At 73.0% G+C, this 26,156-nt stretch carries 28 protein-coding genes; 20 read left to right on the top strand and 8 right to left on the bottom strand.

Annotated elements, in window-relative coordinates; all coding sequences use genetic code 11:
* Positions 1–13: 13 nt before the first annotated feature.
* A complete protein-coding gene (locus tag GJQ66_RS10685; RefSeq protein WP_368732885.1) occupies positions 14–1,597 on the bottom strand; it encodes a cytochrome ubiquinol oxidase subunit I in 1,584 nt (527 codons plus the stop codon).
* Between the two features lie 279 nt (positions 1,598–1,876).
* On the opposite strand from GJQ66_RS10685, the gene GJQ66_RS10690 reads away from it, so the two are divergent.
* Genes GJQ66_RS10690 through GJQ66_RS15310 form a run of 3 tightly spaced genes read left to right on the top strand, consistent with a single transcriptional unit; the run spans position 1,877 to position 4,485 of the window.
* Positions 1,877–2,236 (top strand): BlaI/MecI/CopY family transcriptional regulator, encoded by a 360-nt coding sequence (locus GJQ66_RS10690; protein WP_368732886.1) that lies wholly within the window; start codon positions 1,877–1,879, stop codon positions 2,234–2,236.
* A 32-nt stretch (positions 2,237–2,268) separates the two neighbouring features.
* On the top strand, positions 2,269–3,021 hold the full coding sequence (locus GJQ66_RS10695; protein WP_155049362.1) for a M56 family metallopeptidase: 753 nt from the start codon (positions 2,269–2,271) through the stop codon (positions 3,019–3,021).
* Positions 3,022–3,057: 36 nt separating this feature from the next.
* A complete protein-coding gene (locus GJQ66_RS15310; protein WP_155049363.1) occupies positions 3,058–4,485 on the top strand; it encodes an FAD-dependent oxidoreductase in 1,428 nt (475 codons plus the stop codon).
* Positions 4,486–4,553: 68 nt separating this feature from the next.
* Here GJQ66_RS15310 and GJQ66_RS10705 read toward each other — a convergent pair whose 3' ends face one another.
* Both GJQ66_RS10705 and GJQ66_RS10710 read right to left on the bottom strand, forming a co-directional pair.
* Positions 4,554–4,841, bottom strand: coding sequence for a WXG100 family type VII secretion target (locus GJQ66_RS10705; RefSeq protein WP_196215849.1), 288 nt, complete (start codon positions 4,839–4,841; stop codon positions 4,554–4,556).
* Between the two features lie 115 nt (positions 4,842–4,956).
* Positions 4,957–5,589, bottom strand: coding sequence for a Pr6Pr family membrane protein (locus tag GJQ66_RS10710; protein ID WP_155049364.1), 633 nt, complete (start codon positions 5,587–5,589; stop codon positions 4,957–4,959).
* 93 nt (positions 5,590–5,682) lie between these two features.
* Between GJQ66_RS10710 and GJQ66_RS10715 the strand changes: the two genes are divergently transcribed.
* The gene (locus tag GJQ66_RS10715) at positions 5,683–6,363 is read left to right on the top strand and encodes a GNAT family N-acetyltransferase (RefSeq protein ID WP_155049365.1); all 681 of its coding nucleotides are present in this window, start codon (positions 5,683–5,685) and stop codon (positions 6,361–6,363) included.
* A 4-nt stretch (positions 6,364–6,367) separates the two neighbouring features.
* Here GJQ66_RS10715 and GJQ66_RS10720 read toward each other — a convergent pair whose 3' ends face one another.
* A complete protein-coding gene (locus GJQ66_RS10720) occupies positions 6,368–7,795 on the bottom strand; it encodes an MFS transporter (protein ID WP_368732887.1) in 1,428 nt (475 codons plus the stop codon).
* A gap of 204 nt (positions 7,796–7,999) precedes the next feature.
* On the opposite strand from GJQ66_RS10720, the gene GJQ66_RS10725 reads away from it, so the two are divergent.
* The 4 genes from GJQ66_RS10725 (at position 8,000) to GJQ66_RS10740 (ending at position 13,484) form a co-directional block, all read left to right on the top strand.
* Positions 8,000–9,277, top strand: coding sequence for an acyl-CoA dehydrogenase family protein (locus GJQ66_RS10725; protein WP_155049366.1), 1,278 nt, complete (start codon positions 8,000–8,002; stop codon positions 9,275–9,277).
* Positions 9,274–10,599, top strand: coding sequence for an MFS transporter (locus GJQ66_RS10730; protein WP_155049367.1), 1,326 nt, complete (start codon positions 9,274–9,276; stop codon positions 10,597–10,599). The genes GJQ66_RS10725 and GJQ66_RS10730 overlap by 4 nt, the downstream gene beginning before the upstream one ends.
* A gap of 20 nt (positions 10,600–10,619) precedes the next feature.
* Positions 10,620–11,993: an LLM class flavin-dependent oxidoreductase gene (locus GJQ66_RS10735; RefSeq protein WP_155049368.1), complete on the top strand. Its 1,374-nt coding sequence runs from the start codon at positions 10,620–10,622 to the stop codon at positions 11,991–11,993.
* Between the two features lie 105 nt (positions 11,994–12,098).
* The gene (locus GJQ66_RS10740; protein ID WP_368732888.1) at positions 12,099–13,484 is read left to right on the top strand and encodes a glycine--tRNA ligase; all 1,386 of its coding nucleotides are present in this window, start codon (positions 12,099–12,101) and stop codon (positions 13,482–13,484) included.
* A gap of 78 nt (positions 13,485–13,562) precedes the next feature.
* Here GJQ66_RS10740 and GJQ66_RS10745 read toward each other — a convergent pair whose 3' ends face one another.
* Positions 13,563–14,138, bottom strand: coding sequence for an HhH-GPD-type base excision DNA repair protein (locus GJQ66_RS10745; protein ID WP_155049370.1), 576 nt, complete (start codon positions 14,136–14,138; stop codon positions 13,563–13,565).
* A gap of 63 nt (positions 14,139–14,201) precedes the next feature.
* On the opposite strand from GJQ66_RS10745, the gene GJQ66_RS14770 reads away from it, so the two are divergent.
* A complete protein-coding gene (locus GJQ66_RS14770; protein ID WP_230379529.1) occupies positions 14,202–14,369 on the top strand; it encodes a hypothetical protein in 168 nt (55 codons plus the stop codon).
* A gap of 8 nt (positions 14,370–14,377) precedes the next feature.
* Positions 14,378–14,551, top strand: a complete 174-nt coding sequence (locus GJQ66_RS14775; RefSeq protein ID WP_368732889.1) for a DUF86 domain-containing protein — start codon at positions 14,378–14,380, stop codon at positions 14,549–14,551.
* A 20-nt stretch (positions 14,552–14,571) separates the two neighbouring features.
* On the opposite strand, the gene GJQ66_RS10755 is transcribed toward GJQ66_RS14775, so the two are convergent.
* Together GJQ66_RS10755 and GJQ66_RS10760 are read right to left on the bottom strand one after the other, a co-directional pair.
* Positions 14,572–15,147 carry a molybdenum cofactor guanylyltransferase gene (locus GJQ66_RS10755; protein ID WP_155049371.1) on the bottom strand — a complete coding sequence of 192 codons (576 nt, stop codon included), beginning with the start codon at positions 15,145–15,147 and terminating at the stop codon, positions 14,572–14,574.
* A gap of 32 nt (positions 15,148–15,179) precedes the next feature.
* Entirely contained in the window at positions 15,180–16,466 is a 1,287-nt protein-coding gene (locus GJQ66_RS10760) for a glutamyl-tRNA reductase (protein WP_368732890.1), read from the bottom strand.
* 118 nt (positions 16,467–16,584) lie between these two features.
* Between GJQ66_RS10760 and GJQ66_RS10765 the strand changes: the two genes are divergently transcribed.
* The 10 genes from GJQ66_RS10765 (at position 16,585) to hemB (ending at position 24,914) form a co-directional block, all read left to right on the top strand.
* A complete protein-coding gene (locus GJQ66_RS10765; RefSeq protein ID WP_155049372.1) occupies positions 16,585–17,682 on the top strand; it encodes an AI-2E family transporter in 1,098 nt (365 codons plus the stop codon).
* A gap of 39 nt (positions 17,683–17,721) precedes the next feature.
* The gene (gene hemE, locus GJQ66_RS10770) at positions 17,722–18,759 is read left to right on the top strand and encodes a uroporphyrinogen decarboxylase (RefSeq protein ID WP_155049373.1); all 1,038 of its coding nucleotides are present in this window, start codon (positions 17,722–17,724) and stop codon (positions 18,757–18,759) included.
* Positions 18,759–20,237 carry an NAD(P)/FAD-dependent oxidoreductase gene (locus GJQ66_RS10775; RefSeq protein ID WP_155049374.1) on the top strand — a complete coding sequence of 493 codons (1,479 nt, stop codon included), beginning with the start codon at positions 18,759–18,761 and terminating at the stop codon, positions 20,235–20,237. Before hemE ends, GJQ66_RS10775 begins: the two co-directional genes overlap by 1 nt.
* A gap of 80 nt (positions 20,238–20,317) precedes the next feature.
* Entirely contained in the window at positions 20,318–20,635 is a 318-nt protein-coding gene (locus tag GJQ66_RS10780; protein WP_155049375.1) for a hypothetical protein, read from the top strand.
* On the top strand, positions 20,635–21,054 hold the full coding sequence (locus tag GJQ66_RS10785) for a phage holin family protein (protein ID WP_155049376.1): 420 nt from the start codon (positions 20,635–20,637) through the stop codon (positions 21,052–21,054). Before GJQ66_RS10780 ends, GJQ66_RS10785 begins: the two co-directional genes overlap by 1 nt.
* Positions 21,044–21,310 carry a hypothetical protein gene (locus tag GJQ66_RS10790; RefSeq protein WP_155049377.1) on the top strand — a complete coding sequence of 89 codons (267 nt, stop codon included), beginning with the start codon at positions 21,044–21,046 and terminating at the stop codon, positions 21,308–21,310. The genes GJQ66_RS10785 and GJQ66_RS10790 overlap by 11 nt, the downstream gene beginning before the upstream one ends.
* 57 nt (positions 21,311–21,367) lie before the next feature.
* The gene (hemQ, locus tag GJQ66_RS10795; protein ID WP_230379530.1) at positions 21,368–22,045 is read left to right on the top strand and encodes a hydrogen peroxide-dependent heme synthase; all 678 of its coding nucleotides are present in this window, start codon (positions 21,368–21,370) and stop codon (positions 22,043–22,045) included.
* A gap of 6 nt (positions 22,046–22,051) precedes the next feature.
* Positions 22,052–23,089 carry a hydroxymethylbilane synthase gene (gene hemC, locus GJQ66_RS10800; RefSeq protein WP_155049378.1) on the top strand — a complete coding sequence of 346 codons (1,038 nt, stop codon included), beginning with the start codon at positions 22,052–22,054 and terminating at the stop codon, positions 23,087–23,089.
* Positions 23,086–23,934, top strand: a complete 849-nt coding sequence (locus tag GJQ66_RS10805) for a uroporphyrinogen-III synthase (protein ID WP_155049379.1) — start codon at positions 23,086–23,088, stop codon at positions 23,932–23,934. Before hemC ends, GJQ66_RS10805 begins: the two co-directional genes overlap by 4 nt.
* The gene (hemB, locus tag GJQ66_RS10810; protein WP_155049380.1) at positions 23,931–24,914 is read left to right on the top strand and encodes a porphobilinogen synthase; all 984 of its coding nucleotides are present in this window, start codon (positions 23,931–23,933) and stop codon (positions 24,912–24,914) included. Before GJQ66_RS10805 ends, hemB begins: the two co-directional genes overlap by 4 nt.
* Positions 24,915–24,923: 9 nt before the next feature.
* On the opposite strand, the gene GJQ66_RS10815 is transcribed toward hemB, so the two are convergent.
* On the bottom strand, positions 24,924–26,156 hold a 1,233-nt coding region (locus GJQ66_RS10815; protein ID WP_155049381.1), incomplete at its 5' end, for a molybdopterin-dependent oxidoreductase.

Raw genomic sequence — 26,156 nt, forward strand, 5'->3', positions numbered from 1 at the left:
CTTGTCAGCCGGGTCAGTACGCGAAAGCGAGCACGTCGCCGCCGGGGCGGGGGTGGGAACCGGATCCGGGATCGTCCGGATCCTCGTGGGGGGTGAGCTCGGGCATCGCGGCCGCGACACCGCCGCGGACGTACCGCACGAGCAGGAACAGCTCGACGACGAGGAGCACCCCGTACACGGCGGTGAGCGAGATCACGGAGAAGAGCAGCTCCCCGACCGTGACGCCGGGCGAGACCGCGGCCGCCGTGAACATGAAGACCCCGTCGATGCCGGACGGATCCGGGTTCGGCGCCACGACGAACGGCTGGCGTCCCATCTCGGTGAAGATCCAGCCCGCGATGTTCGCGGCGAACGGCGCGATGATGCCGAGGATCGCGAGGCGCATGATCCAGGGCGAGCGCGGCACGGTGCCGCGGCGCGTGAGCCACAGGGCGATGACCGCGGCGCCCGCGACGATGCCGCCGAGGCCGATCATGAGGCGGAAGCCCCAGTACGTGATCCACATCACGGGCACGTAGTCGACCTCGCTGCCGGCCCGGTCGCCGTAGATCTCCTCGTCGGGGATGGTCGCGCCGTACTGGTCGACGTACTCGGGCTCGAGGTCGGTAATGCCCGGCATGTCCGCGCCCCATTCCCCCGTGCCGAGGAAGCCGAGGATGCCGGGCACCTCGATGAGGGTGATGACGTCGTCGCAGTCCCCGCCGGGGTCGCCGAGCGAAAGGACCGAAAAGGATCCGCCCGTGTGGCACGCGGCCTCGGCGGCGGCCATCTTCATCGGCTGCTGCTCGTACATGAGCTTGCCCTGCACGTCGCCCGTGACGACCGTGCCGAGGAAGCCGAGGACCGCGACGACCGCGCCGAAGCGGAGCGACCAGATCCAGACGCCGTGGTCGGTGCGATCGCGGCCGGGCGCGGCGCCCTCGCCGACGATGACGCGGCCCGCCTCGTCGACCGTGTCGATGCCGTCGTGGCGGCGGCGCCACAGGTGGTACCAGGAGATCCCGAGGAGGAACATCCCGGCCACGACGAGCGCGCCGAAGATCGTGTGGGTGAAGGCGGCGATCGCGGTGTTGTTCGTCAGCACGGCCCAGATGTCCGTCATGACGGGCCGGCCGTCGTCACCGAGCTCGACGCCGACGGGGTGCTGCATCCACGAGTTCGCGACGATGATGAAGTATGCGGACACCCAGGATCCGGCCACGGCGAGCCAGAGCGCCATGAGGTGGATCCCCTTGCGCAGCCGGCCCCACCCGAAGATCCAGACGCCGAGGAAGGTCGACTCGGCGAAGAAGGCGAGCAGGCCCTCGAGCGCGAGCGGGGCGCCGAAGACGTCGCCGACGAACCGCGAGTACTCGCTCCAGGCCATGCCGAACTGGAACTCCTGGACCAGGCCGGTGGCCACGCCGAGGATGAAGTTGATGAGGTAGAGCTTCCCCCAGAACTTGGTGGCGCGCAGGAACTTCTCGTTCCCCGTGCGGACCCACGCGCTCTGCAGGATCGCGACGCTCATGCCGAGCCCCAGCGTGAGCGGGACCAGGAGGAAGTGGTAGACGGTGGTGATGCCGAACTGCCAGCGGGCGATATCGAGAACGTCCACGCGGGCTCCTTCGTGTGTCGGGGGGCCGGGTCTCCGGCGGCGGGGCGGGCGATGAGGCTGACCGCTTCTACAGAGTGTAGAAGCAATTTCGATAGAATGTAGAAGTTTTTCGACGCGTCGTAGATTTTTCTCGACGAGCGGTAGAATAGGGGGACTTCATCGCCCGCACCAGGGGGTGTCGCCCGCGCATACGCGCCGCGCGAGACCCGCGGAAAGGACCGCTGACGCCCGCTTTTGCGGATGGCGGGACGCGGGTCCGACGACTCAGAGGGGGGTGCCGTGGGCACGCTGGGAGACCTGGAGCGCGGCGTCATGGACGTGCTGTGGGACGCCGACGAGGCGCTCACCGCGTACGACATCAAGGACGCGATCGACGCCGACCGCGGCCGCGACATGGCCGCGACCACGGTCCTCACGGTGCTTTCGCGCTTGGAGAAGAAGGGCTTTGTCGCCCCCGACAAGTCGGTGCGCCCGCACCGCTACCGCGCCGTCGGCTCGCGGGCCGAGCACCAGGCCGAGCTCATGCACGAGGTCCTCGGCGACGCCGGCGACCGCACGGCCGTTCTCGCCCGGTTCGTCGGCGGCGTGTCCGCCGAGGAGGCGGCCTACCTGCGCGACCTCCTCGCCCGCGCCTCGTAACCCCGCGACCGGCGCGCGCCTAGGCTGGATCCATGTCGTTCGGCGCGCTCGCGGCGGGCCTCGCCCTCACGGTCGTCGCCGTGATCCTCGCGTGGCCCGCGCCGATCGTGCTCTCGCGCGCCGCCTGGCCGGCGCGCGCCCCCGTGCGCGCCCTCCTGCTGTGGCAGGCGATTGCGCTGGCCGGGGGGCTCAGCATGGTCGGCGCGCTGTGGCTCATCGGCACCGCGTTCTTCCCGCGCCACCCGTGGATCGCGGGGATCCCCGCTGCGGCGCTCGCCGCGTACCTCGTGGGACACCTCGTCGTCACCGTCGTCGTGTTCGAGCGGCAGCGCCGCCGCCACCTGCAACTGCTCCTGCTGCTCAGCCAGCCCGACCCCGACCGCAAGCGCACGCTCGTCCTCGACGACCAGGCGCCGGTCGCCTACTGCCTGCCGCGGGGCGTCGGATCCGTCACGGTGCTGTCCCGCGGCCTCTTCGAGGCGCTCGACGACGATGAGCTCGCCGCCGTGGTCGCCCACGAGCGGGCCCACGTCGAGCAGCGCCACGAGGTGCTGCGCGTGTCGTTCCAGGCCTGGCGGGGCGCGCTGCCCTGGTTCCCCATGGCCGCGCGCGCCGAGAGCGAGGTCGAGGCGCTCGTGGAGATGCTCGCCGACGACCAGGCGCGCAAGACGCAGCCGGACGAGGTGCTGGCCCGCGCGATTCTCGCGGTCGGGCGCGTGCACGGCGGGGGCGCGTCGAGCCGCCGCAACCGCGCGGCCGATCGGTTCCGACGCCTCGCGGGCTGAGGCGCCGAGGCCCGCGTCGCGGGTAGTCTGGCGCGCATGAGGTTCACGCGCCGCACGCTGTTGCGGGGCGCCGGGGCGGGCGCCCTCGCCGTGCTGCTCGCGTCCTGCACGCCGCGCACGACGGATCCGGATCCCTCCGCGAGTGCCACCCCGAGCGCGACGCCGACGCCCGTGGGCGAGGTCCCGGCGGCCGCCGCGTTCGTGCGTTCGCAGTGGGCGACGGATCCGTTCGCTTGGGGCTCGCGCGTCACGCGCCCCGTCGGGGCGACCGACGCCGACCTCCGCACGCTCGCGGAGCCGGTCGCGGAGCGGGTGTTCTTCGCGGGCGACGCGACGGATCCGGACCGCCCGGGCACCGTGGCCGGCGCGCGGGCCTCGGGCGAGCGCGTCGCGATCGATCTGAGCGCGTTCGCGACGACCGACGAGCGCGTCGCGGTCATCGGGGCGGGGATCGCCGGCGCGACCGCCGCGCGCACCCTCGCCGACGCCGGCTATGACGTCACGGTGATCGAAGCGCGCCACGCCGCGGGCGGGCGGCTTTCCACGGCCGCGGACGAGGACTGGCCCGTGCCGCCGCAGCGCGGCGCCTGGTTGTTCGGCGCCGAAGACGCGGGCGTGACGACCGAGATGGCCCTCGGCGGCGCGACGTTCGCGACCGTCGCGGCGTCCGCGGCCCGCGGCGCCGCGGGCGAGGAGACGTTCTCCGACGGCACGGTCGTCGCGGAGGCCATCGCGGAGGCGTCGGGCGCGCCGACCGACGTCGCGCTCGCCGACGCGATCGCGGAGACCGGCGTGCCGGACTCGGACGCGCTGGGCGCCTACCTCGCGTGGCTCTCGGCGCTCACGGGCATCGACCCCGAGACGGCGTCGACGTGGTTCGCGCCCGAGCTCCCGGGCGGGGAGTTCGAAGCCGCGACGGCGGACGTGTCGGCGGTCGTCTCGGATCCGCTGGACGGGCTTACGGTCACCTACTCGACCCCCGTGTCCGGCGTCATCTACGACGACACGGGGGTGAGCCTGCGCCTGGCGACGGGCGAGGCCCTCACTTTTGACCGCGTCGTTGTCACGGTGCCGATCGGGGTGCTGCAGACCGACGCGATCGCCTTCGATCCGCCCCTGCCGTTCGCCCATCGCGGCGCTATCTCCGCGCTCGAGATGGGCGCGATCGAGGTCGTCTGGCTCCGCTTCGACGAGCCGTTCTGGGAGACGGAGGCGGGCCTCTGGCATGTCGTGGGGCCGCTCACCCCGGAGGAGACCGCGTCTCCCACGCCGACCCCGACGCCGGGGGCCGAGGCGGCTGTGGACCGGACGATTCGCTCGTGGGTCAACCTGATGCCCGCGACGGGCGAGCCGATCCTCGTCGGCATCGTCGGCGGGCCCGCCGCGCGGGCGGTCGCGGACCTCGGCGACGACGAGCTCCTCACGCTCGCGGCCGAGTCGCTCGCGCCGTTCGTCGGGGCCTGAGGCCTCGACGCGAGAGGGGAGCCGGGCGCGTGCCCGGCTCCCCTCTCGCGGTTCTCGCGTGCGGCGGTTCAGCCGCCGGCGAGCTGGTCGTCGAGGTCGCGGACCGCCTGCGCCATGTCGCGCAGCGCCGTGGCCATCTCGGACACCCCGTCCGCGGCATCCTTCATGCCGTTCGTGAGATCCTCGTAGCCGTCGCGGAACTTGCCTGACGCCTTCTCCGTCTTGAACCCGTCCTCGACGAGGTCGTCGACATGGCCCTGCAGCTCGTCCAGCAGCGTGTCGATCGACTCCTTGCCGTCGTCCAGCTTCGTGGCCGTCGACTCCATCTCGTCATAGGTTGCACCGAAATCGCTCATCGGTATCCACCCCCACCTTCTCGTGTGTCGTCGGCCCGGCCGGACCGCCCACCACACACGCTAGGGCCAGACGCGCGCGGTCGCGATGGGGAGAAGTCCCCATGCGCGCGGGGGGTCAGGGTCCGGCGCCGCGGCGCCACCGGCTGAGCGCGATCAGCCCGCTCGCGACGCCCGCGAACACCCCGAGCGCGAACGCGCACGTCGCAACGAACTCCCCGATGCCGCTGACCTGGCGCAGGTCGAGGAAGTAGTACGGGTACCAGCCGATCTGCGCGCCGCGCCAGAGCGTGAAAATCCCCCACACGACCGGGAAGGCGAGCACGTACGCAATGAGACGCCAGTGCGCCACGCCCCCGCCCGGGCCGAGGATCCACGCGATCAGGGAGAGCACGGGCAGGACGAAGTGGAGCACGTGATCGGACCAGGGCACCGTCATGGGGATCCCGCGCGCGCCCGCCTGCCACACGAGCAGGCCGAAGACGAGCCCCGCCGTGATGGTCCAGCTGAGGACCGTCGTGCGCAGGTCCGTGAGCCAGCCTGGATCCGTCTCGCGGCGGAGCGCGATGATCCCGCCCGTCGCCGCGAGGGCGAGGAAGGCGACGTTCGACTGGATCGTCAGGTAGGCGAAGAAGTTCTGGCCCGCGATGGTCTGCGAGCCGAGCCCCCAGAACAGCCGGTGGACGAGGGCCGTGCCGCACAGCGCGGCGGCGGCGAGGCGCGCGTACGCGAACCACGTGCGACTCGTCACCGACCGGCCTCCTCCCGCCGTGGCCCGAGTCTACGAAAGGGGGAGGGTGGGGCGCTCGGGCGGGGCGCGCCCCGGGGGCATACGCTGGGGGGCATGCGTGAGATCCGCGACCTGGACACTGTCGAACTCATCCTCGAGGCGCAGGGGGTGCTCGACGCGATCCGCGGTCCCGAGCGCGTCGTCGACGCCGGCACCCTGCGCGCGCTGCAGCAGGCCGGCAACTACGCCGTGGGCCTGTTCGACGAGGGCCGCATGGTGGGCGCGTCGGTCGCCTTCTTCGGCGCACCCGCCTCGCGATCGATGCACTCGCACATCACGGCCCTCCTGCCGGAGTTCCGGGGCCGAGGCTGGGGCCGCGAGCTCAAGGAGCACCAGCGCCAGTGGGCGCTCGCGCACGGCGTCGGCCACGTGACCTGGACGTTCGATCCGCTCGTGGCGCGCAACGCGCACTTCTTCCTCACTGTGCTGGGCGCGCGCGTGACGGGGTACGCCGTGAACCAGTACGGCATCTTCGGCGGCGGCGACGCGGGCGACGAGAGCGACCGGCTGGACGTGAAGTGGTCGCTCGCCGAGGTCGCGAAGGCGCCCGAGGCGTCCGCCGTCGTCGCGACGGTCGCGATCCCCGCCGACGTTGAGCGCATGCGCGAGGAGGCGCCGCCCGAGGCGCACGAGTGGCGCATGCGACTGCGCCGCGAGATGGCCGTCCTCACGGGCCGCGGCCTCGCGATCGCGGGCTTCGACACGGAGCGCGGCTACCTGTTCGTCGAGGCCTGATCCCTCACCCGCGCGCGGCGTCCGACGCGGCGCGCGGGATGAAGAACGTTAGCGCCGTCGCGACGATGGCGGCCGCGATCGCGATCCAGAAGCACGTCTGGAACGCCTCGGCCGTCGGCATGCCGACGCCGTCGACTTCGACGGCCATCGCGGCGAGGACCCCGCCCATCACGGCGGAGGCGCTCGAGGTGCCGACCGAGCGGAACAGCGCGTTCAGGCCGTTGGACACGCCGGTCTCGTCGGCGGGGACCGCGCGCATGATGATCATCGGCATGGCCGCGAAGCTGAACGCGATCCCGACGCCGATGATGCAGTTCGCGACGACGATGTGCCACACCTCGCTCGAGAGCAGGAGCACGAAGACGTAGGCCACGACGATGGACGCGCAGCCGATCGTGAACAGCGGCCGCGGCCCGAACGCGCGCTCGAGCTGGCCCGACAGGGGCGAGAGCAGCATCATGATCAGGCCCGACGGCATGATGCACAGGGCCGCCTCCATCATCGTGAGCCCGAACCCGATGCCCGTCGCCTCCGGCAGCTCAAGCAGCTGCGGGAAGGACACGTTGGATCCGAACAGCGCGAAACCCATGCCGATCGCCGCGAGGTTCGTCAGGAGGACCGCGGGCCGGGCGGCGACGCGCAGGTCGACGAGCGGCTCGCGCGTGCGCAGCTGATACGCCCCCCACGCGATGAGGGCGACGACGCCGATCGTGACGGATCCGAGCGCGAGGGGGGATCCCCACCCCCAGTCCGCGCCGCGCGAGACGAAGAGGAGCAGGCCCGCGAGCCCCACCGCGAGGCCGAGCGCACCGAGGAGGTCGAGGCGGCCGGGGGACAACAGCGTGTCCTCCGGAACGATGAGGCGGATCGCGACGAAGCCCACGATCCCGAGCGCGAGCGACGCCCAGAAGAGCGCGTGCCAGTCGTAGTTCTCGGCGATGTATGCCGCGGCCGGCATGCCGACGGCGCCGCCCACGCCCATCGTGGCGCTCATGAACGCGACCGCCGTGCCGAGACGCGCGGGCGGCAGCACGTCGCGCATGATCGCGATGCCGAGGGGGATGACGCCGGTCGTGATGCCCTGCAGGCCGCGCCCGATGATGACGCCCACGATGTCCTGCGAGAGCGCCGCGACGAGGGATCCGATCATGAGCGCGATGAGGAGGTAGAGGATCACGCGGCGCTTGCCGTACATGTCGCCGAGGCGCCCGGAGATGGGCGTCGCGACTGCCGCCACGAGCAGCGTGATGGTCACGACCCACGTGGTGTCCTCGCGGGAGGCGTCGAGCAGGTGCGGCAGCTCGGACTGCAGCGGCACGACGAGTGTGAACATGAAGGCCGAGCTGAGGCCGGCGAACGCGAGGGCGGCGACGATCGCCCAGCCGGGTGAGCGAGGGGCGTGGGTGGGTCTGTCTCCGGAATCGTCGCTCACCGCTCGATGCTATCGGTCTGCTGTGCGTCGGGGCCGCTACACCCGTTCCCGCGGCCGCGCCACGGCGTGTGACGCCCCGCGACGGCGCATGACGCCGCGTTGCGGAGCATTGCGGAGCATTGCGGAGCGTTGCGCCGCGGGCCGCGGGGGCCGGAGGGGGCGCGCCAGGATGGGCGGATCCGCGCCTCGCGAGGAAGGACCACGATGACGACGTCACTGCCGGCCCCGGCCACCGCCCGCCGCCCCACGTTGCCGAGCGACTACCCGTCGCTCCACGCGCACTTCGCCCCGATCTTCGAGCGGATCGCCGAGGGCGCCCTCGAGCGCGAGCGGGAGCGGCGCCTGCCGTTCGAGGAGATCCGCGCGCTCGACGAGGCCGGGTGGGGAACCCTGCGCGTGCCGCACTCGCACGGCGGTCCGGGCGCGAGCATCGAGACGACGACGCGGCTTCTCGTCGAGCTGGCGGAGGCCGACTCGAACGTCGCGCACCAGTACCGCTCGCACCTGGGGTTCGTCGATTCCCTGATCTTCCAGCCCGAGCGGGTGCGGACGCGCTGGTACGAGCGGATCCTCGCCGGCGCGACGGTGGGGAACGCGTCGACCGAGAAGGGCGGGAACCGCCTGGGCACACTCCAGACCGTCGTCACGGCCGGGCCCGACGGGCCGCGCCTCACCGGAACGAAGTTCTACTCCACCGGCACGATCTTCGCCGACTACACCCGCGTGTCCGCCGCCGTCGACGGCGGCGACGGGCGGCGGTTCGCTGTCGTCGCGACCGACGCGGACGGGGTGGAGATCCGGGACGACTGGGACGGGTTCGGGCAGAAGCTCACCGGCACGGGGACGACGGTGTTCTCGGGCGTCGCGGTCGAGGAGGACGGCCTGCTGGATCGCGTGCCGCGCTCGGCGGACGCGACCCACGAGGCCGCCTACTTCCAGCTCATCCTCCTCGCGGTCCTCGCCGGCATCGCCCGCGCCGCGCGCCGCGACGCGGCCGCGCTCGTGGCGGGCCGGGCGCGCACCTTCAACACGGGGCTCGGGATGCCGTTCCGGGAGGATCCGCTCATTCAGGAGGCCGTCGGGCGGATCGCCGCGAAGGCCTACAGCGCGGAGGCGATCGTCGCCCAGACCGCGCGGGTGCTCGACGAGGGCGTGGCCGCCGCGCTCGCCGCGGGTCGGCCGGCCTCGGCCGAGGAGACGCCGCGCGAGGTGCACGCGTCCGAGATCGCGGTGGAACACGCGCAGGTCACCGTGCCCGAGCTGGCGCTCGGCGCCGCGCAGGACCTGTTCCTCACGGTCGGCGCCTCCGCGACCTCCGTGGCCAAGGGCCTCGACCGCCACTGGCGCAACGCGCAGACGGTCGCGACCCACAACCCCATCGCGTTCCGGGCGCGAGCGATCGGCGACTACTGGATCAACGGCGTGCTGCCCGAGGGTCTCAACGCGATCGGCGACGCCCGCGCCGCGAAGGAGAAGCGATGACGCTCACGGCCCCCGTCCCCGCCGCCCCCGCGGGGACGGCGCGCATGCGCCGCCGCGTGCTCGTCTCGGCCTTCGCCGGGACAACCGTCGAGTGGTACGACTTCTACCTCTACGGCACGGCGGCCGCGCTCGTCTTCAACGCCCAGTTCTTCCCGACCGAGAGCGCGTTCGCGAGCACCGTGGCCTCGTTCGCATCGCTCGCGGTCGGCTTCCTCGCGCGCCCCGTGGGCGGCATCGTCGCGGGCCACCTCGGCGACCGGGTGGGGCGCAAGGCGCTGCTCGTCGCCTCGCTCGTGCTCATGGGCGTCGCCTCCACGCTCATCGGTCTCCTGCCGACGTACGCCGCGATCGGCGGGCTCGCGCCGGCCGCGCTCGTGGCGCTCCGGCTCGTGCAGGGCTTCGCAGCGGGCGCCGAGTGGGGCGGATCCGCCCTTCTGTCCGTCGAGCACGCGCCGGACGCGCGCCGCGGGCTGTTCGGTTCGTTCACCCAGGTGGGGTCGGCCGCCGGCATGCTCCTCGCCACGGGCGCCTTCGTGATCGTGCAGGCGCTGACGACGAACGAGCAGTTCCTCGCGTACGGCTGGCGGATCCCGTTCCTCGCCTCGGCCCTCCTCGTCGCGCTCGGCCTGTGGGTGCGGCTCGGGGTCGTCGACGGGCAGGAGTTCCGCGAGCTCAAGGCCGCGGGCCGCACGGCGGCGCAGCCGGTGCGCGAGATCCTCGTGCACCACTGGCGCCCGCTTCTCGTGACGATCGCCCAGCGGGTCGCGCAGAACAGCGTCTACTTCCTCATCACGGTGTACATGCTGAGCTACCTGCAGGCCACGCGGGGCGACAGCGAGGCGGGCGTGACGGCCGTCATGATCGCCTCGGCCGTGGGCCTTCTCACGGGGCCCGTGTGGGGGTGGGTCTCGGACCGCGTCGGGCGCAAGCCGCCCACCGCCTTCGGGTTCCTCGCGATCGCCGTCTTCGGGTGGGTGTTCTTCGCGGTGCTCACCTACGGATCCCTCGCGCTGCTGCCGATCGTCGTCATCTTCGGGATGAACGTCGCCCACGACGCCGTGTACGGCCCCCAGGCCGCCTGGTTCGCGGAGCAGTTCCCCGTCGAGGTGCGCTATTCGGGCGTGACCCTCGGCTACCAGCTCGGGTCCGTCATCGGCGGCGGCATCATGCCGCTCGTCGCGGCGCTGCTGTTCGCGTGGGGCGGGAACACGCCCTGGCTCATCTGCGCCTACCTCACCGCCATCAGCGCCCTGTCGCTGACCGCCACCCTGCTCGCGAAGGATCCGCGCGGATCCGCCCTGCGCGCCGCGCGCCGCGCCTGAGACTGACGAAGGACCCCGCCATGACGAGCCCCCGCATCCTCCTGAACGCCTTCGACATGATCACCCCCGTGCACCAGTCGCCGGGGCTCTGGCGCCACCCCGAGTCGCGCGCGGAGGAGTACACGCGACTCGGGTACTGGACCGACCTGGCGAGGACGCTGGAGGACGGCGGGTTCGCCTCGCTCTTCCTCGCCGACATCGTGGGGGTCTACGACGTGTACGGCGGGAACGGCGACGCGGCGGCGCGCCACGGCGTGCAGTTCCCGCTGCTGGATCCGCTCGTCGCGGTGCCCGCGATGGCCGCCGTCACCGAGCGGTTGGGCTTCGGCGTCACGGCGTCGGTCACGTACGAGCACCCGTACCTGCTCGCCCGCACCCTCACGACGCTGGATCACTTCACGAACGGCCGCGTCGCGTGGAACATCGTCACGAGCTACCAGGACTCGGCGGCGCGCAACATCCTGGGGCGCGACGCGCAGGTCCCGCACGCGGAGCGGTACGACCGCGCCGACGAGTACATGGACGTCATGTACGAGCTGTTCGAGGGTTCCTTCGCCCCCGGAGCCGTCGTGGCGGATCGCGCGGCAAACGTATTCGTGGATCCGGCCCGCGTGCGCGAGATCGCGCACGACGGAGAGCACTTCCGCGTGCCGGGGGCGGCGCTCGCGGCGCCCGGGCCGCAGCGCACACCCTTTCTGTTCCAGGCGGGGGCGTCGAAGCGCGGCCAGCAGTTCGCTGTCGATCACGCAGAGGCGATCTTCTTCTCGGGCGGCACGCCGCAGCTCGTGCGGCGGTGGGTCGACGGCGTCCGGGACGGGCTCGAGGCGGCCGGGCGCCCGCGCGACGCGATCAAGGTCTTCTCGCTCGCGACCGTGATCGTCGACGAGACGGACGCCGCGGCCGAGGCGCGGCTCGAGGAGTATCGCGCGTTCGTCGACACCGATGCCGCGCTGACGCTCTTCAGCGGTTGGACCGGCGTGGACTTCGCGGGCCTCGACCCGGACCAGGAGCTGGTCGACGTCGTCACGGAGGCCAGCCAGTCGGCGCTCGCGTCGTTCACGACGCTGGCGGACGGGAAGACCTGGACCGTGCGAGACCTCGCCGAGTTCGTCGCGATCGGGGGCCGCGGGCCCGTGATCGTCGGATCCCCCGAGACGGTCGCGGACGAGCTCGAGCGGTGGGTCCGGGAGGCCGGCGTCGACGGCTTCAACGTGTGCGCCGCCGTGCGCCCGGCCGACCTCGAGCGCTTCGCGCGCCTTGTCTCGCCCGAGTTGCGCCGCCGGGGGCTCCTCGACGACGACCGCGAGGGGCTGACGTTGCGCGAGCGGATCGGCGGGCGCGGGCCGCACCTCGCGGACGATCACGTGGGCGCCGGATACCGCGCGGCCGGCTGACCGGCGGCCTGGAACCGGGCGCCGTCCCCACGGCTAGGATTGGGGCATCGGCGTGCCGGCTCTCGGACGCGCCCGCACATCCCCGAAACGACCATTGGAGCCACCGTGGCCGAGCAGTCTCGCCTCGACAAAGTCATCGCCCTCGCCCGCCACCGCGGGTTCGTGTTCCAAGCGGGTGAGATCTACGGCGGGTCGCGGTCGGCGTGGGACTACGGCCCCCTCGGCACGGAGCTGAAGGAGAACATCCGCCGCCAGTGGTGGCAGACCTTCGTCCGCGGCCGCGGCGACATGGTGGGTCTCGACAGCTCCATCATCCTGCCGAGCAAGGTGTGGGAGGCGTCGGGCCACGTGGCGACCTTCACGGATCCGCTCGTCGAGTGCCTGCAGTGCCACAAGCGCCACCGCGAGGACCACCTGATCGAGGCCTTCGTCGCGAAGAAGGGCCGCGAGCCCGAGGGCGGGATGGCCGACATCGTCTGCCCCGACTGCGGCACCCGCGGCAAGTGGACCGAGCCCAAGTCGTTCTCGGGCCTCGTGAAGACCTACCTCGGCGTCGTCGATGACGAGTCGGGCCTGCACTACCTGCGCCCCGAGACGGCGCAGGGCATCTTCGTGAACTTCGCCAACGTCGTCACGGCCGCGCGCAAGAAGCCGCCGTTCGGCATCGGCCAGGTGGGCAAGGCGTTCCGCAACGAGATCACGCCCGGAAACTTCATCTTCCGCACGCGCGAGTTCGAACAGATGGAGATCGAGTTCTTCGTCGCGCCCGACGAGGCCCCGGCGTGGTTCGACAGCTGGGTCGAGGCCTGCTGGAACTGGTTCGTCGACCTCGGCGTCGACCCCGAGAACATGCGCCGCTTCGACGTTCCGGACGGCGAGCGCGCGCACTACTCCGACCGCACGATCGACGTCGAGTACAACTTCGGCTTCGCCGGCAAGGGCTGGGGCGAGCTCATGGGCATCGCCAACCGCACCGACTTCGACCTGACGAACCACATCGAGAAGTCGGGCGCGAACCTGCACTTCTTCGACCAGGCCTCGGGCGAAAAGTACGTGCCCTACGTGATCGAGCCGTCCTTCGGCCTGACGCGCTCGATGATGGCGTTCCTCGTCGACGCGTACACCGAGGAGGAGGTGCCGAACGCGAAGGGCGGCACCGACACCCGCACCGTCCTGAAGCTCGACCCGCGCCTCGCGCCGACCAAGGTCGCCGTGCTCCCGCTGAGCCGCAACGAGAAGCTCTCGCCGCTCGCGCGGAAGGTCGCGGACGACCTGCGCGGATCCTGGAACGTCGACTTCGACGACGCCGGCGCGATCGGGCGCCGCTACCGCCGCCAAGACGAGATCGGCACGCCGCTGTGCGTCACGATCGACTTCGACAGCCTCGAGGACGACGCCGTGACGGTGCGCGACCGCGACACGATGGGCCAGGAGCGCGTCTCGCTCGATGGCCTCTACGGCTACCTGGCCGAGCGCCTCCGCGGCGCCTGACGCACACGACGAGGGGCCCCGACGCGTCGTCGGGGTCCCTCGTCGTCCCCGCGGTCTCCCGCCGGGGCGCGGGCGGGGTCAGGCCTTCCGCGCCTTCGCGGCGGCCTTCATCGCCTTCTTGTTCTCGCGCACCCGCGCGAGCGACTCCGGGCTCGTGATGTCGGCCACGGAGAGGAAGGACCCGTCCTCGCCGTAGGGCGCGGCCGCCTCGCGCCACCCCGCGCCCGCGAAGCCGACCTGCTTGCCGAGCAGGGCGAGGAAGATCTTCGCCTTCTGCTCGCCGAAGCCGGGCAGGCGCTTCAGGCGCGCGAGCACCTCGGATCCGCTCGGGTCGCCCGAGGTCCAGATGGCCGCCGCGTCGCCGCCCCAGGCGTCCGCCACCTCGCGGCAGAGCTTCTGCACGCGCTCCGCCATCGAGCCGGGGTAGCGGTGCACGGCGGGCGTCTGCCGAAACGCGTCGACGAACGCCTCGGGGTCGTAGTCGGCGATCGCGGTCGCGCTCACGGATCCCGTGCGCTGCCGGATCTTCTCGGGCCCCGCGAAGGCGGTCTCCATGGCGACCTGCTGGTCCAGCAGCATCCCGATGAGGAGCGCGAGCGGGTCGTTCGAGAGCAGCGCGTCGGCGTCGGCGTCGCCGGTGATGTGGAGGGCCATGGATCCAGTTTCGCATCGGTGCGCACACCACGGAGCGACCGTCCTCCGCTCCGCGGTGGCCGCGTGAGAGAACGAGACGAACGGGCGCTGCGGGAGATCGTCCGGCTCTGCGACGACGGTGGGCGCCTCGCCGATCGTGGCCACGACTGGTACGTCTCGGATGCTCTGAACACGCCGGGCCTCGCGGCCGAGTCCCTCATCATCAAGATCGGGGGGACGTCGCGCGGCTGAGCGATGCCGTGATCCTCGCGCACCCGCGCGTGCCCTGGTCGGGCATCACGCGCATGCGCGATCGGCTCGCGCACCACTATGAGGCGACGGACTACGACGTGGTGTGGGCGACTATCACCATCGACCTTCCCCGCGTGCGCGCGGCGGTCGCATCCGTCATCGCCGACCTTCCCGGGGTGTGACTGCGGGTCCGGTCCGCGCGTCACGCGTCGCGGCGCGCGCGGGCGAGGTCGCCCGGGGTGTCCACGTCCTCGAGGGCGCCGGCCGGCGCGTCGACGGCGACGGGATCCGCCCCCTCCAGCAGGGCGCGGAGCGGGAGATTCTCCGGGGGGCCGGCGGCGCGGATCCGCGCGCGCAGCACGGTCGCGGGCCACGCGGAGCACAGGGGCTGCAGCCGGCCCGCGGCGTCGCGGGCGAGGGCGGGCCGCTCGTCCGCCGCGGCGAGAAGGGCGGTGAGGAGCGCGGGGGTCAGCCGGGGCATGTCGCCGCCGAGGAGGAGGACGGTGCGGGCGTCCGGGTCGACGGCCGGCAGCGCGGCCGCGACGCCGGCGAACGGCCCGCCGAAGGGCGGATCCTCGCGGACCACGGTCGTCGAGCCGGGGTCGCGGAGCCCCTCGGCGCTGCCCGCGATGACGATCGCCGCGCCCGGCGCCGCGCCCCGGACGGCGCCCGCGACGCGGTCGAGGATCGACGCGCCGCCCACTTCGAGCGCCGGCTTGTGCACCCCGCCGAGGCGCGCGGATCGCCCGCCGGCGAGGATGATCGCGGCAATGCCCATGCGCGCCACCCTATCCGCGGGCGGCGGCGGGCTCAGCTCGCGCGGTAGTCTGCGCTGGCCGGGCACTCCGCGGGCGGCGTCTGCGCGCTCGCCGCGGGCCGGGCGTCGACGCCGAACAGCGTCTCGAGCGCCTGGAAGACATCGTCCGCGCGGCCGTCGACCGCGGCCTCCTGCGCGCGCACGGTGGGCGTGTGCAGGAGCATGCCGGTGAAGTGGCGCAGCGCCTGCTCGATCGCCTCGGCGTGCTCGTGGTTGCGACCCCGCTCGAGCTCGCGCTCGAGGAGCGAGAACGCGTGCGTGCGCAGCGCCACGACGGCCGGCTGCGCCGACTCCTGGCGCCCGACCTGGGCGAACTTGGCGGCCGCGTCGCGCACGATCTCGCGCGCCGCGTCGGTCGCCTGCAGCTCCTCGAGGGGTGCGTGCAGGCGGATCGTCTCGAGGTCGAGGAGCGTGACGCCCTCCACGTCGGCGACGTCGGGGGCGACGTTGCGCGGCAGGCCGAGGTCGATGACGAAGGCGCGCCCCGCGAAGCCCCCCGCGGCGAGGACGCCCGCGTCGAGCACGGGCTCCTCCTGCGAGGTGCAGGTGATGATCATGTCGACGCTCGCCGCGGTCTGTGCGTAGGACGCGGTGTCGACGCGCTCCAGGCCGTGCTTGAGCGCGAACTGTTCGCGGCCGGACGGCGAGTAGGTGAGCACCTCGCCCGCGCCGCGGTCGCGTAGGGCGGCGAGCGTGGCGGCGGCGTACGCGCCCGTCCCGACGAGCAGGACCGTGAGCGCCGACCAGTCGGCGATGCGGCTGTCGGCGAGGTCGAGCGCGAGGCGCACGAGCGAGCGGCCGGCGCGGCCGAGGGCCGTCGCGTTTTTGACGCTCTTCTGGGTCTCGGTGGCGCGCTGGAACAGGCGCTCGAGGTCGCGGGAGGTGGTGCCGAGCTCGCGGGCCTCGGCGAGCGCGCGGCGCACCTGGCCGCCGATCTCGCCCTCGCCGACGACGACCGACTCGAGGCCGGACGCGACGGCGAACAGGTGCTCGGCGACGCGGCCGCCGACCGAGACCTCGCAGGATCCGCCGAGCTCGTCGACCGAGACGCCCGTGGCCTGCTCGATCGCGCGCTGGGCCGCGTCGATGCCGGCATCCGGCGTTGCGCGGTCGATGTCGACGTACGCCTCGACGCGGTTGCAGGTCGAGAGCACGACGGCGCCCACGATCCCGTCGGTCTCCGAGGGGATGAGGGGGGCGATCGCCTCGGTGTGCGCGCTCAGCCGTTCGAGGAGCTCGAACGGGGCGGTCTGATGACTCGCGGACACACACAGAAGCACAATCCGTCATTCTACAGGTTGTCGAAGCCAGATCTGAATGATTCCAGAGAAGATAGGGGAGCCTTACCCGCGCGACCGCCGGCGGGGCGGGGGGCGGGGCGACCCGTATATTGAGCGAATGACTACCGACCGCGCCGCGTCGGCTCCGGGCAGCATGCCGCCCGCGATCCGAATCCTCGTCGTCCTGTCGGGCACCGTCCTCGTCCTCGCGGGGCTGTGGCTCGCGCGCGACATCTTCGGGCCCCTCGCGCTCGCGGTAATCATCGTCATCATCTGCTATCCCGTCGGCCCGGCCGTCGTCCGCCGCGGCGCCCCGCGGTGGGTCGGGAGCACGGCGGTGATCCTCGTCGCCTATGTCGTCCTCGCGGTCCTCGCGCTGTTGATGTCGTTCGCGATCGTGGAGTTCATCCGGCTGGTCACGGAGCTGCTCCCCGAGGTGTCGGCGATGACCAGCCAGGTCACGGCCTGGCTCGATGACCTCGGCGTGAGCGCGCAGATCGGCGCGCAGCTCTCCTCCCTCCTCAGCGCCTCCAACCTCCTGGGCATCGCCACCTCGCTCTCCAGCAGCGCGGTGTCCGTCGGCACGGCGTTCTTCTTCGTGCTCGCCTACGTCATCTTCATGGGCGTCGACGTCTCGCGCTACGCGGGCGCGGAGCGCGTGTTCGGCCCGCGGATCCGCCCCACAATGGACCGGATCCGGACCTACTGCGCGGGCGTGCGGCGCTACTTCGTCGTCAACGCCTCCTTCGGCCTCATCGTCGCCGTCATCGACGGCATCGCGCTGTACATCCTCGACGTACCGGCCCCGCTCGTGTGGGCGATCCTCGCGTTCGTGACGAACTTCGTGCCGAACATCGGCTTCGTGCTGGGCCTCGTTCCGCCCGCCGCGCTCGCGCTCGTCGCGAACGACTGGGTCACGGCGCTGATCGTCGTCGGGGTCTACATCGTCGTCAACGTCACGCTGCAGGTCCTCATCCAGCCGAAGTTCGTCAGCGATGCGGTCGGCCTGAGCCTGACGCTGAGCTTCTTCTCCGTCATCTTCTGGACGTTCGTCATCGGCCCGCTCGGCGCGATCCTGTCCATCCCCCTGACGCTCCTCGCGCGCGCGCTCGTGCTCGAACCGGATCCGTCCGCCCGCTGGCTGCGCTGGCTCTCCGGGGACGACGATGCGGCGACCGAGGAGGATCCGCCCGCGATTCGTCCCCGCACGCCGTAGCCAGGGGCGGCCCAGGGGAGGGGGTGCCATGATGGGCGCATGTCTCTCACCGACGCGCCCCTGCTCCGCGCCCTGCGCGGCGACCGCCCCGACCAGACCCCCGTGTGGTTCATGCGCCAGGCCGGCCGTTCGCTGCCCGAGTACCGGAAGCTGCGCGTCGGGACGGCGATGCTTGACGCGTGCCTCGACCCCGAGACGGCGGCCGAGATCACGCTGCAGCCCGTGCGCCGCCACGGCGTAGACGCGGGCATCTTCTTCAGCGACATCGTCGTGCCGCTGAAGATCGCGGGCGTCGAGGTCGAGATCGAGCCGGGCCGCGGGCCCGTGTTCGCGGATCCGATCCGCACCGCCGACGACGTCGCCCGCGTCACGAGCATCCCCGTCGCATCGATCCTCGACGGTGCCGAGCCGATCCGGGAGGCCGTCGCGCTGACGGTCACGGAGCTCGCGCCGCAGGGGATCCCGCTCATCGGCTTCGCGGGCGCCCCGTTCACGCTCGCGGCGTACCTCGTGGAGGGCGGCCCGTCCAAGGAGCACCTCCGCGCCCGAGCGATGATGCACGCGGATCCGGAGGCCTGGCACCGCCTCGCCGGGTGGCTGTCGGAGCTGTCGGCCGCCTTCCTCGGCGTCCAGGTCGGCGCGGGCGCGAGCGCCGTGCAGCTGTTCGACTCGTGGGCCGGCTCCCTCTCGCCCGCCGACTACCGCGCCTTCGTCGAGCCGCACTCGCGCGCCGCGCTGGGCGGGGTGACGGGCGTCCCGCGGATCCACTTCGGCGTCGGCACGGGCCCGATCCTCGCGGACATGACGCTCCAGGGGCAGACCGAGGCCGTGGGCGTGGACTGGCGCCTGCCGCTCAACGAGGCCGCCGCGCTCGTCGGCCCGGACGTCACGCTGCAGGGCAACATCGACCCCGCCATGCTGCAGGCGCCCTGGGAGGTGCTCGAGGAGCACGTCCGCGACGTCGTTCGCCGCGGCCGCGCGGCGCGCGCGCACGTCGTGAACCTCGGGCACGGCGTCCCGCCCGAGACTGACCCGGACGTCCTCACGCGCGTCGTCGAGCTCGTCCACTCCCTGTGATGGCGGGCGAGGGCACCGTCGACCTCGCCGCCCTGCACGAGCGGGCCGAGGCCACCCGGGTGGTCGTCGTCGGCGCGGGCGTCGGCGGCCTCGTCGCCGCGCTCGAGTTCGCCCGCCTGGGGATGCGCGCCGTCGTCGTCGAGGCGGCCCCGCGCGCGGGCGGCGCGATCCGGACGGGCGAGGTCGCGGGCCTCACGCTCGACCTGGGCGCCGAGAGCTTCGCGACTCGCGGCGGGCACGTGCGCCGCCTGGTCGACGAGCTGGGGCTCGACGGCGAGGTCGTCGCGCCCGAGGCGGGCGCGGGCGGCGCGTGGGTCGCGGGCGTGCCCGGCGTGGGCGCGGCCCCACTGCCGCGCGGGGGGATCCTCGGGATCCCGCAGAACCCGTTCGCGGACGACGTCCGGCGCATCCTCGGCTGGCCGGGCGCGTGGCGCGCGTACCTCGACCGGATCCGCCCCGTGCTGACGATCGGGCACGCCGACTCCCTCGGCCAGCTCGTGCGCACCCGCCTCGGATCGCGCGCGCTCGACCGGCTCGTCGCGCCCGTGACGTCCGGCGTGTACTCGGCGTCGGCGGATCTTATCGACCCGGACATCGCCGCCCCCGGCCTGAACGCGGCCGTCACGCGCGCGGGCTCGCTCACGGGGGCCGTCGCGGCGCTCGCCGCGGAGCGCCGGAGCGCCCCGGGCGGCGCGGTCGAGGGCCTGCGCGGCGGCATGGGCGCGCTCGTGGCGGCGCTCCTACGCCGGCTCGAGGAGCTCGGATCCGCCGTCATCACCTCCGCGCCCGTTGCGCGCCTGGAGCGCGCGGAGGACGCCGAGCACGCGTGGCGCGTCGTCCTGTCCGACCCCGGCGCGGATCCGCTCGACGCGGACGCCGTCGTGCTCGCGACGGAGGAGGGCCCCGCCCGCGCGCTCGCCGCGCCGTTCGCCGCCGACCTGGAGGCCGACCCGCCCGCCCCGGGGCCCGTCGTCGACATCGTCACGCTCGTCGTGCGCGCGCCCGAGCTCGACGCCGCGCCGCGCGGCACCGGCGTGCTCACCGTGCCGGGATCCCACCGCGCCAAGGCCCTGACGCACGCCAGCGTCAAGTGGGGCTGGGTGCGCGACGCGGCCGGGCCCGGCGTCCACGTGATTCGCGTGTCGTTCGGATCCGCGGCGGAGCCCCCCGCGACGGACGGGCTGGATGAGGCGGGCGTGGCACAGCTCGCGCGCGAGGAGGCGGAGGCGCTGCTCGGGGTCCCGATCCCGCCGGACCGGGTCCTCGGGGCGCGCCGCGAGCGCTACGCCCAGTCGCAGCCGGCCGCGACGATCGGCCAGCGCGGCCAGGCCGCCGCCGCACGCGAGGCGATCCGCGGGGTGGCGGGGCTCGGCGCCGTCGGCGCGTGGCTGTCGGGCACGGGGCTTGCGCAGGTCGTACCGGACGCGGTCGCGGAGGCCGACCGGGTGCGCCGCGCCCTGCTGTTCGCCGGGGACTGACCGGGAGAGATTCCCGTTTGGGAATGCATCCCCTAACGTAGAGACCGCTGCAGCTGATCGAGATCACGAAGGGGTACCCCATGCGAGGAAAGATCGGGCTGGTCGTCGGCCTGGGAGTCGGATACGTGCTCGGCACGCGCGCCGGGCGGGCGCGCTACGAGCAGATCAAGACGCAGGCCGAGCGCGTCTGGGCGCTGGAGCCGGTGCAGAAGCAGGTCGGCAAGGCCAAGGGCTTCATGCAGGCGAGCGCCATGGCCGTCCCGCGCATCGCGTGGAACGGCGTCGTGAAGGTCGTGCGCACCACGACGGCGTCGGGCGCGACGCCCGGGCAGAAGCTGGACGCCGCCATCGACGAGGTCGAGGACGCCGCGGAGGACATCCGGAAGGCGACCAGCTGATGGCCCGTCACGCGGCGTCGCCCGTGCGCGATCGCGCCGACGACAGCCTGTTCACGCTGCTCGGCGACCTGCCGGAGCTCGTGAAGAACCTCATCCGCGCCGAGCTGGGCGCCGTGAAGACCTACGTCGGCAAGCTCGTCAAGCACGGCGGGTGGACGGCGATCATGGCGGTCGCGGCGCTGTTCTTCCTGTTCTGGACGATCCCGGCGTTCCTCGCGTTCCTGATCATCCTGCTCGACCTGTGGATGCCGCTCTGGGCGAGCGCGCTGATCGTCCTCGGCATCGGCGTGGTCATGATCGTCGCCTGTGCCGCGTACGCCTACCTCGTCCACGTCCGGGCGATCAAGCGGCTCGAGAGCCCGGGCGCGGCCGCGAAGGCCGACGCCGCCATCGTGAAGGAGTTCGCGGATGAGTTCTGAGCAGAAGTCGACGATCGTCCCGAGCGGGATCCACGACCCCGTGCAGCTCGCGCGCGTCGAGCTGCAGGCGGCGCTCGCCGCGATCGAGATCAAGGCGAACTACCCGCGGCGCATCAGCGAGGCCGCGGATCGCGCGGTGACGAAGGCGCGCGCGGTCGCCGACGAGAAGCCGGCGGCGGCGCTCGCCGCCCTCGTCGTCGGGGCGACCGCGATCGGGACCGCCGTCTGGGCGATCGCCCGCATCGCGTCGCGCTGACGCTTCCAGCGCCTGCGCGATTACTCTCCCAGCCGTCGGGGGAGCATGATGGGAGGCATGTCCGAGATCTCTGCTCCCACGGGTGACGAATACAGCCTTTGGACCGTGTGGCGGCGTGACCCGCACCGCCCCCTCGCCGAGGAAGACACCGCCGGCGCGCAGCGCGTGATCGACGCGCTGGCGGAGACCGGCGTCACGGTGCGCGGCTTCTACGACGCCAGCGCCATGCGCGCCGACGCCGACCTCATGATCTGGCTGCACGGCAAGGTGCCGGAGGACCTGCAGCGCGCGACCCGTGAGCTGCGCCGCACCGGCCTGCTCTCGCACCTCCTGCCGACGTGGAGCGGCATGGCCGTGCACCGCGACGCGGAGTTCAACAAGGCCCACGTCCCGGGCTACCTGCGCGGCGAGCACGCCCGCCGCTGGCTCGTCGTGTATCCGTTCGTGCGCAGCTACGAGTGGTACCTCCTGGACGACGGCGAGCGCCGAGCGATGCTCGCCGACCACGGCCGCAAGGGTGCCGCCTTCCGCGGTGTCGTGGCGAACACCATGGCGTCGTTCGCGCTCGGCGACTACGAGTGGATGCTGCCGATGGAATCGGACGAGCTGACCGAGCTCGTCGACATGATGCGCGAGCTGCGCTACACCGAGGCGCGGCGACACGTGCGCGAGGAGGTGCCGTTCTACACGGGCCGGCGGATCCCTCTCGAGGAGGTCCCCGAGGTCCTCAGGTAGGTCGCCATGAGCACCACGATCCCCCTGCGCCTCGGCACGCGCCGCAGCCGCCTCGCGATGGCCCAGTCGGGCATGATTGCCCGGGCACTCGAGCGCGTCTCCGGCCGGCCCGTCGAGCTCGTGCAGATCACTTCGGAGGGCGACACCAACCGCGCCTCGCTCGCCTCGCTGGGCGGCACGGGCGTGTTCGCCACCCGGCTCCGCGAGGCGCTGGCCGCCGGCGAGTGCGACGTGCTCGTGCACTCGCTCAAGGACCTGCCCGTCGCGCCCGCGCCCGGCCTCGTGATCCAGGCGCTCCCGGCCCGCGCCGACGCGCGCGACGTCGTCATCACGCGCGACGGCATGCCGCTCGACGCGCTCCCCGAGGGCGCGCGGGTCGGCACGGGGTCCCCCCGCCGCATCGCGCAGGTCGTCCGGGCGAACCCGCGGGTGGCGACCCACGACCTGCGGGGCAACATCGACTCCCGCATGGGCCGCGTGCGCGACGGCGACCTCGACGCCGTGATCCTCGCCGCCGCCGGCCTCGGCCGCGTCGACGCCGGCGGCGCGTCCGTTCCCACCGCCGACGGCCTCCACATCGAGCCGCGCGGGCTCGCGCGCTGGCCGACGGCCGCCGGCCAGGCGGCGCTCGCCGTCGAGATCCGGCAGGACGCGGATCCGCAGCTGCGCGCCTGGGTGTCCGAGCTGGACGACCCGGTCACGCGCTTCGCGGTGACGGTCGAGCGCGAGGCGCTCGGCGGCATCGAGGCCGGGTGCCACGCACCCGTCGGCGTCCACGTGGCCGTGACGGGCGAGGACGTGCGGATCCGCGCGAGCGTGTACGCCGCGGATCAGGCCGGCGACGTGAGCGTCGACAACGGCCTGCGCATCCCGGGTTTTGCGCGCCTGATCGAGGAGTATATTCGGGGGCGTGGCAGCGGAGCAGCTGTCGACAGCGCGGCCCTTTCGGGGCGCGCCCGTGAGATCGGAAGCGACCTCGCGCGTCGGCTGCTGGACAACGGGGCAGCCGACATCGTGACGAGAGAGGCATCCCCCACCTCATGATCAACGAGACCAAGACCGACAAGCCCCTGACCGGATGGCGCGTGCTCGTGCCGCGGGGCGGCCCCTGGGGCGATAGCGTCGCCGCGAGCCTGCGCGCGCAGGGCGCGATTCCCGTCGTCTCGCCGCTGATCAACTTCGCCCCGGCTGCCGACCCGGCCCCGCTGGAGGCCGCGCTCGCCGAGCTGGCGGAGGGCCGCTTCGCGTGGGTGACGGTCACGAGCGCGACGACCGTCGACGTCCTCCACGCCTACGGCGCGAAGGTCCCGGCGTCCACGCGCATTGCCGCGGTCGGCGAAACGACAGCGGCCGCGCTCAAGGCCGTCGGGTACCCCGTCGACCTCGTGCCGGAGCGCGACAACTCGGCCGCGGGCCTCGCCGACCAGATGATCGCGCTCGAGACCGAGCCGCGCCGCGTCCTGACGCTCCGCAGCGAGATCGCCAAGCCCGTCCTGAGCGACCGCCTGCGCGCCGCCGGGCACGACGTGCACAGCGTCGTGGCGTACCGCACGGTCGGCGTGCCCGCGACGGAGCGCGCCTCGCGAGACGTGCTGAACGGCCGGGTCAACGCGATCCTCGTGACGAGCGGATCCGTCGCCCAGCAGGTGCGCGAGCAGTTCCCCGAGATTCCCGACCAGACCGTGATCGCGGCGATCGGCCCGCGCACGGCGCAGGACGCGAACGAGGCGGGCCTGCCGATCCAGGTCGTCGCGCCGCGGCGTTCGGTCGGATCCCTCATCGACGCGCTCGCCGACCTGCCGGTGCCGCCGCCGACGCCCGAGGCGATGGCGGTGCCCGAGACGGGGACCTTCGACGTGGCCGCGACCCGGCGGGGGCACGCCTCATGAGCTTTCCCGCCCGCCGCCCGCGCCGCCTGCGGTCCTCGGCGGCCGTGCGCCGCCTCATGGCCGAGACGCACCTCGTGCCGTCTCAGCTCGTCCTGCCGATGTTCGTGCGGGAGGGCATCGCGGAGCCCCAGCCCATCACGTCCATGCCCGGCCAGGAGCAGCACACCCTCGATTCCCTGCGCCGCGCGGCCGCCGAGGCCGCCGAGGCCGGGATCGGCGGGCTGATGCTCTTCGGCGTGCCGGCCGTGCGCGACGCGGTCGGTTCCGGCGCGGATGACCCGGAGGGAATCCTCAACGTCGCGACCGCCGCGGTCGCGGAGGAGGTCGGCGACGCGCTCGTCGTGCAGACCGACCTGTGCCTCGACGAGTTCACCGACCACGGCCACTGCGGCGTCCTCACGCCCGGCGGAACCGTCGACAACGACCGCACGCTCGAGCGCTACCGCGCGATGGGCCTCGCCCAGGCCCGCGCCGGGTCGCACCTGCTCGGGCTGTCCGGCATGATGGACGGCCAGGTCGAGGCGGTGCGCGAGGCGCTCGACGCCGAGGGCTTCACGGACACCCTGATCCTCGCCTACTCCGCCAAGTACGCGGGCGCGTTCTACGGGCCGTTCCGCGAGGCCGTGGACTCGCAGCTGACGGGCGACCGGCGCACGTACCAGATGGATCCGCCCAACGCGCGGGAGGGCCTTGTGGAGGCGCTCCTGGACGTCGAGGAGGGCGCCGACGTCGTCATGGTTAAGCCCGCGCTGCCATACCTCGACGTGCTCGCGGACGTGCGCCAGGCCGTGGACGTGCCGGTGTGGGCCTACCAGGTGTCGGGGGAGTACTCGATGGTCGAGGCCGCGGCCGGCAAGGGCTGGATCGACCGCCGGGCCACGATCCTCGACTCGCTGATGGCGATTCGCCGGGCGGGCGCCGACGCGATCCTTACCTACTGGGCCGTGGAGGCGGCGGGCTGGATCCGCTCCGGGCTCTGAGGCTCGCGCTCACCCCTCGTTCACGGTGACGAGGAGGCGCTGCCAGCCGGAGGATCCGTTCGGATAGATCGGGGCGCTCTCCTCGATCTGCGTCTCGCCGTCACGGTTGATCGCGCGGACGGCGACGTAGTGGGTGCCGGGGGAGGCATCCCACTCCAGGCGCCACTGCACCCACGAGTCGTCGTTGATGGGGTTCGACAGCTCGGCCTCCTGCCACGCGCCGTCGTCGACCGAGACCTCCACGCGCTCGATGCCGACGGTCTGCGCCCAGGCCATTCCCGCGATCGGCACGCGCCCCGCGGTGACCGGGGTGTCCGTGCGCGGCGTGTCGATGCGGGACGAGAACTTGATCGGCGCCTTCGCGGAATACCCGCGCGGGGTCCAGTAGGCCTCGTCCTCGGCGAAGGTGGTGACCTTCAGCTCGGTCAGCCACTTCGTGGCGGAGACGTAGCCGTACAGGCCCGGGACCACCATGCGAACGGGGAAGCCGTGCTCGGGCGGGAGCGGTTCGCCGTTCATGCCGACGGCGATGATGGCGTCGATCCCGTCGTCGGTGAGCGAGCCGAGGGGCGTCGACGTCGTGAAGCCGTCGACGCTCCGCGAGAGCACCATGTCGGCGTCGGCGTGGGGGCGTGCGAGGGCCAGCACGTCGCGCACCGGAACCCCGAGCCAGATCGCGTTGCCGACGAGGTCGCCGCCGAGCGGGTTCGAGACGCAGGTGAGGGTCACGCCGTACTCGTCGAGGCCCATGTCGAACAGGTCCTGCAACGTGATCTCGACCTCCTCCTCGACCCGGCCCGTGATGCGGAGCGTCCAGGTCGCGGGGTCGACGGTCGGCACGACGAGCGCCGTGTCGACGCGGTAGAAATCGGCGTTGGGGGTGACGATGGGCGCGAGCCCCTCGATCTCGAAGTCCGCGCCGGCGGGGACCTCGACCGTGCGCCCGGGGGACGGCAGACGGAGCTCGGATCGCAGCGCCTCGGCGCTCGAGGTCGCCGCGTCCACGAGGCGCGCGCCGACCCCGACGAGCACCGCCGCGGCGCCGGCGACGGCGGTGGCCCGGAAGAACGCGCGGCGGTCGAGCCCGCGCGGCGCGGCCGGATCCTCGGGAACGGTGGGGGCAGCCCGCCACGCGCGCAGGCGCGCGATGAGCAGCATGAGCACGACCGCGCCGACGATCGTGCCGACGGTGCCCGGCACCCACGCCCACGCGGGCGCGCCGGGCCGGGTGACGGCGGCCGC

It is taken from the genome of Microbacterium sp. ZXX196 (assembly GCF_009709595.1).
Classification (GTDB): domain Bacteria; phylum Actinomycetota; class Actinomycetes; order Actinomycetales; family Microbacteriaceae; genus Microbacterium; species Microbacterium excoecariae.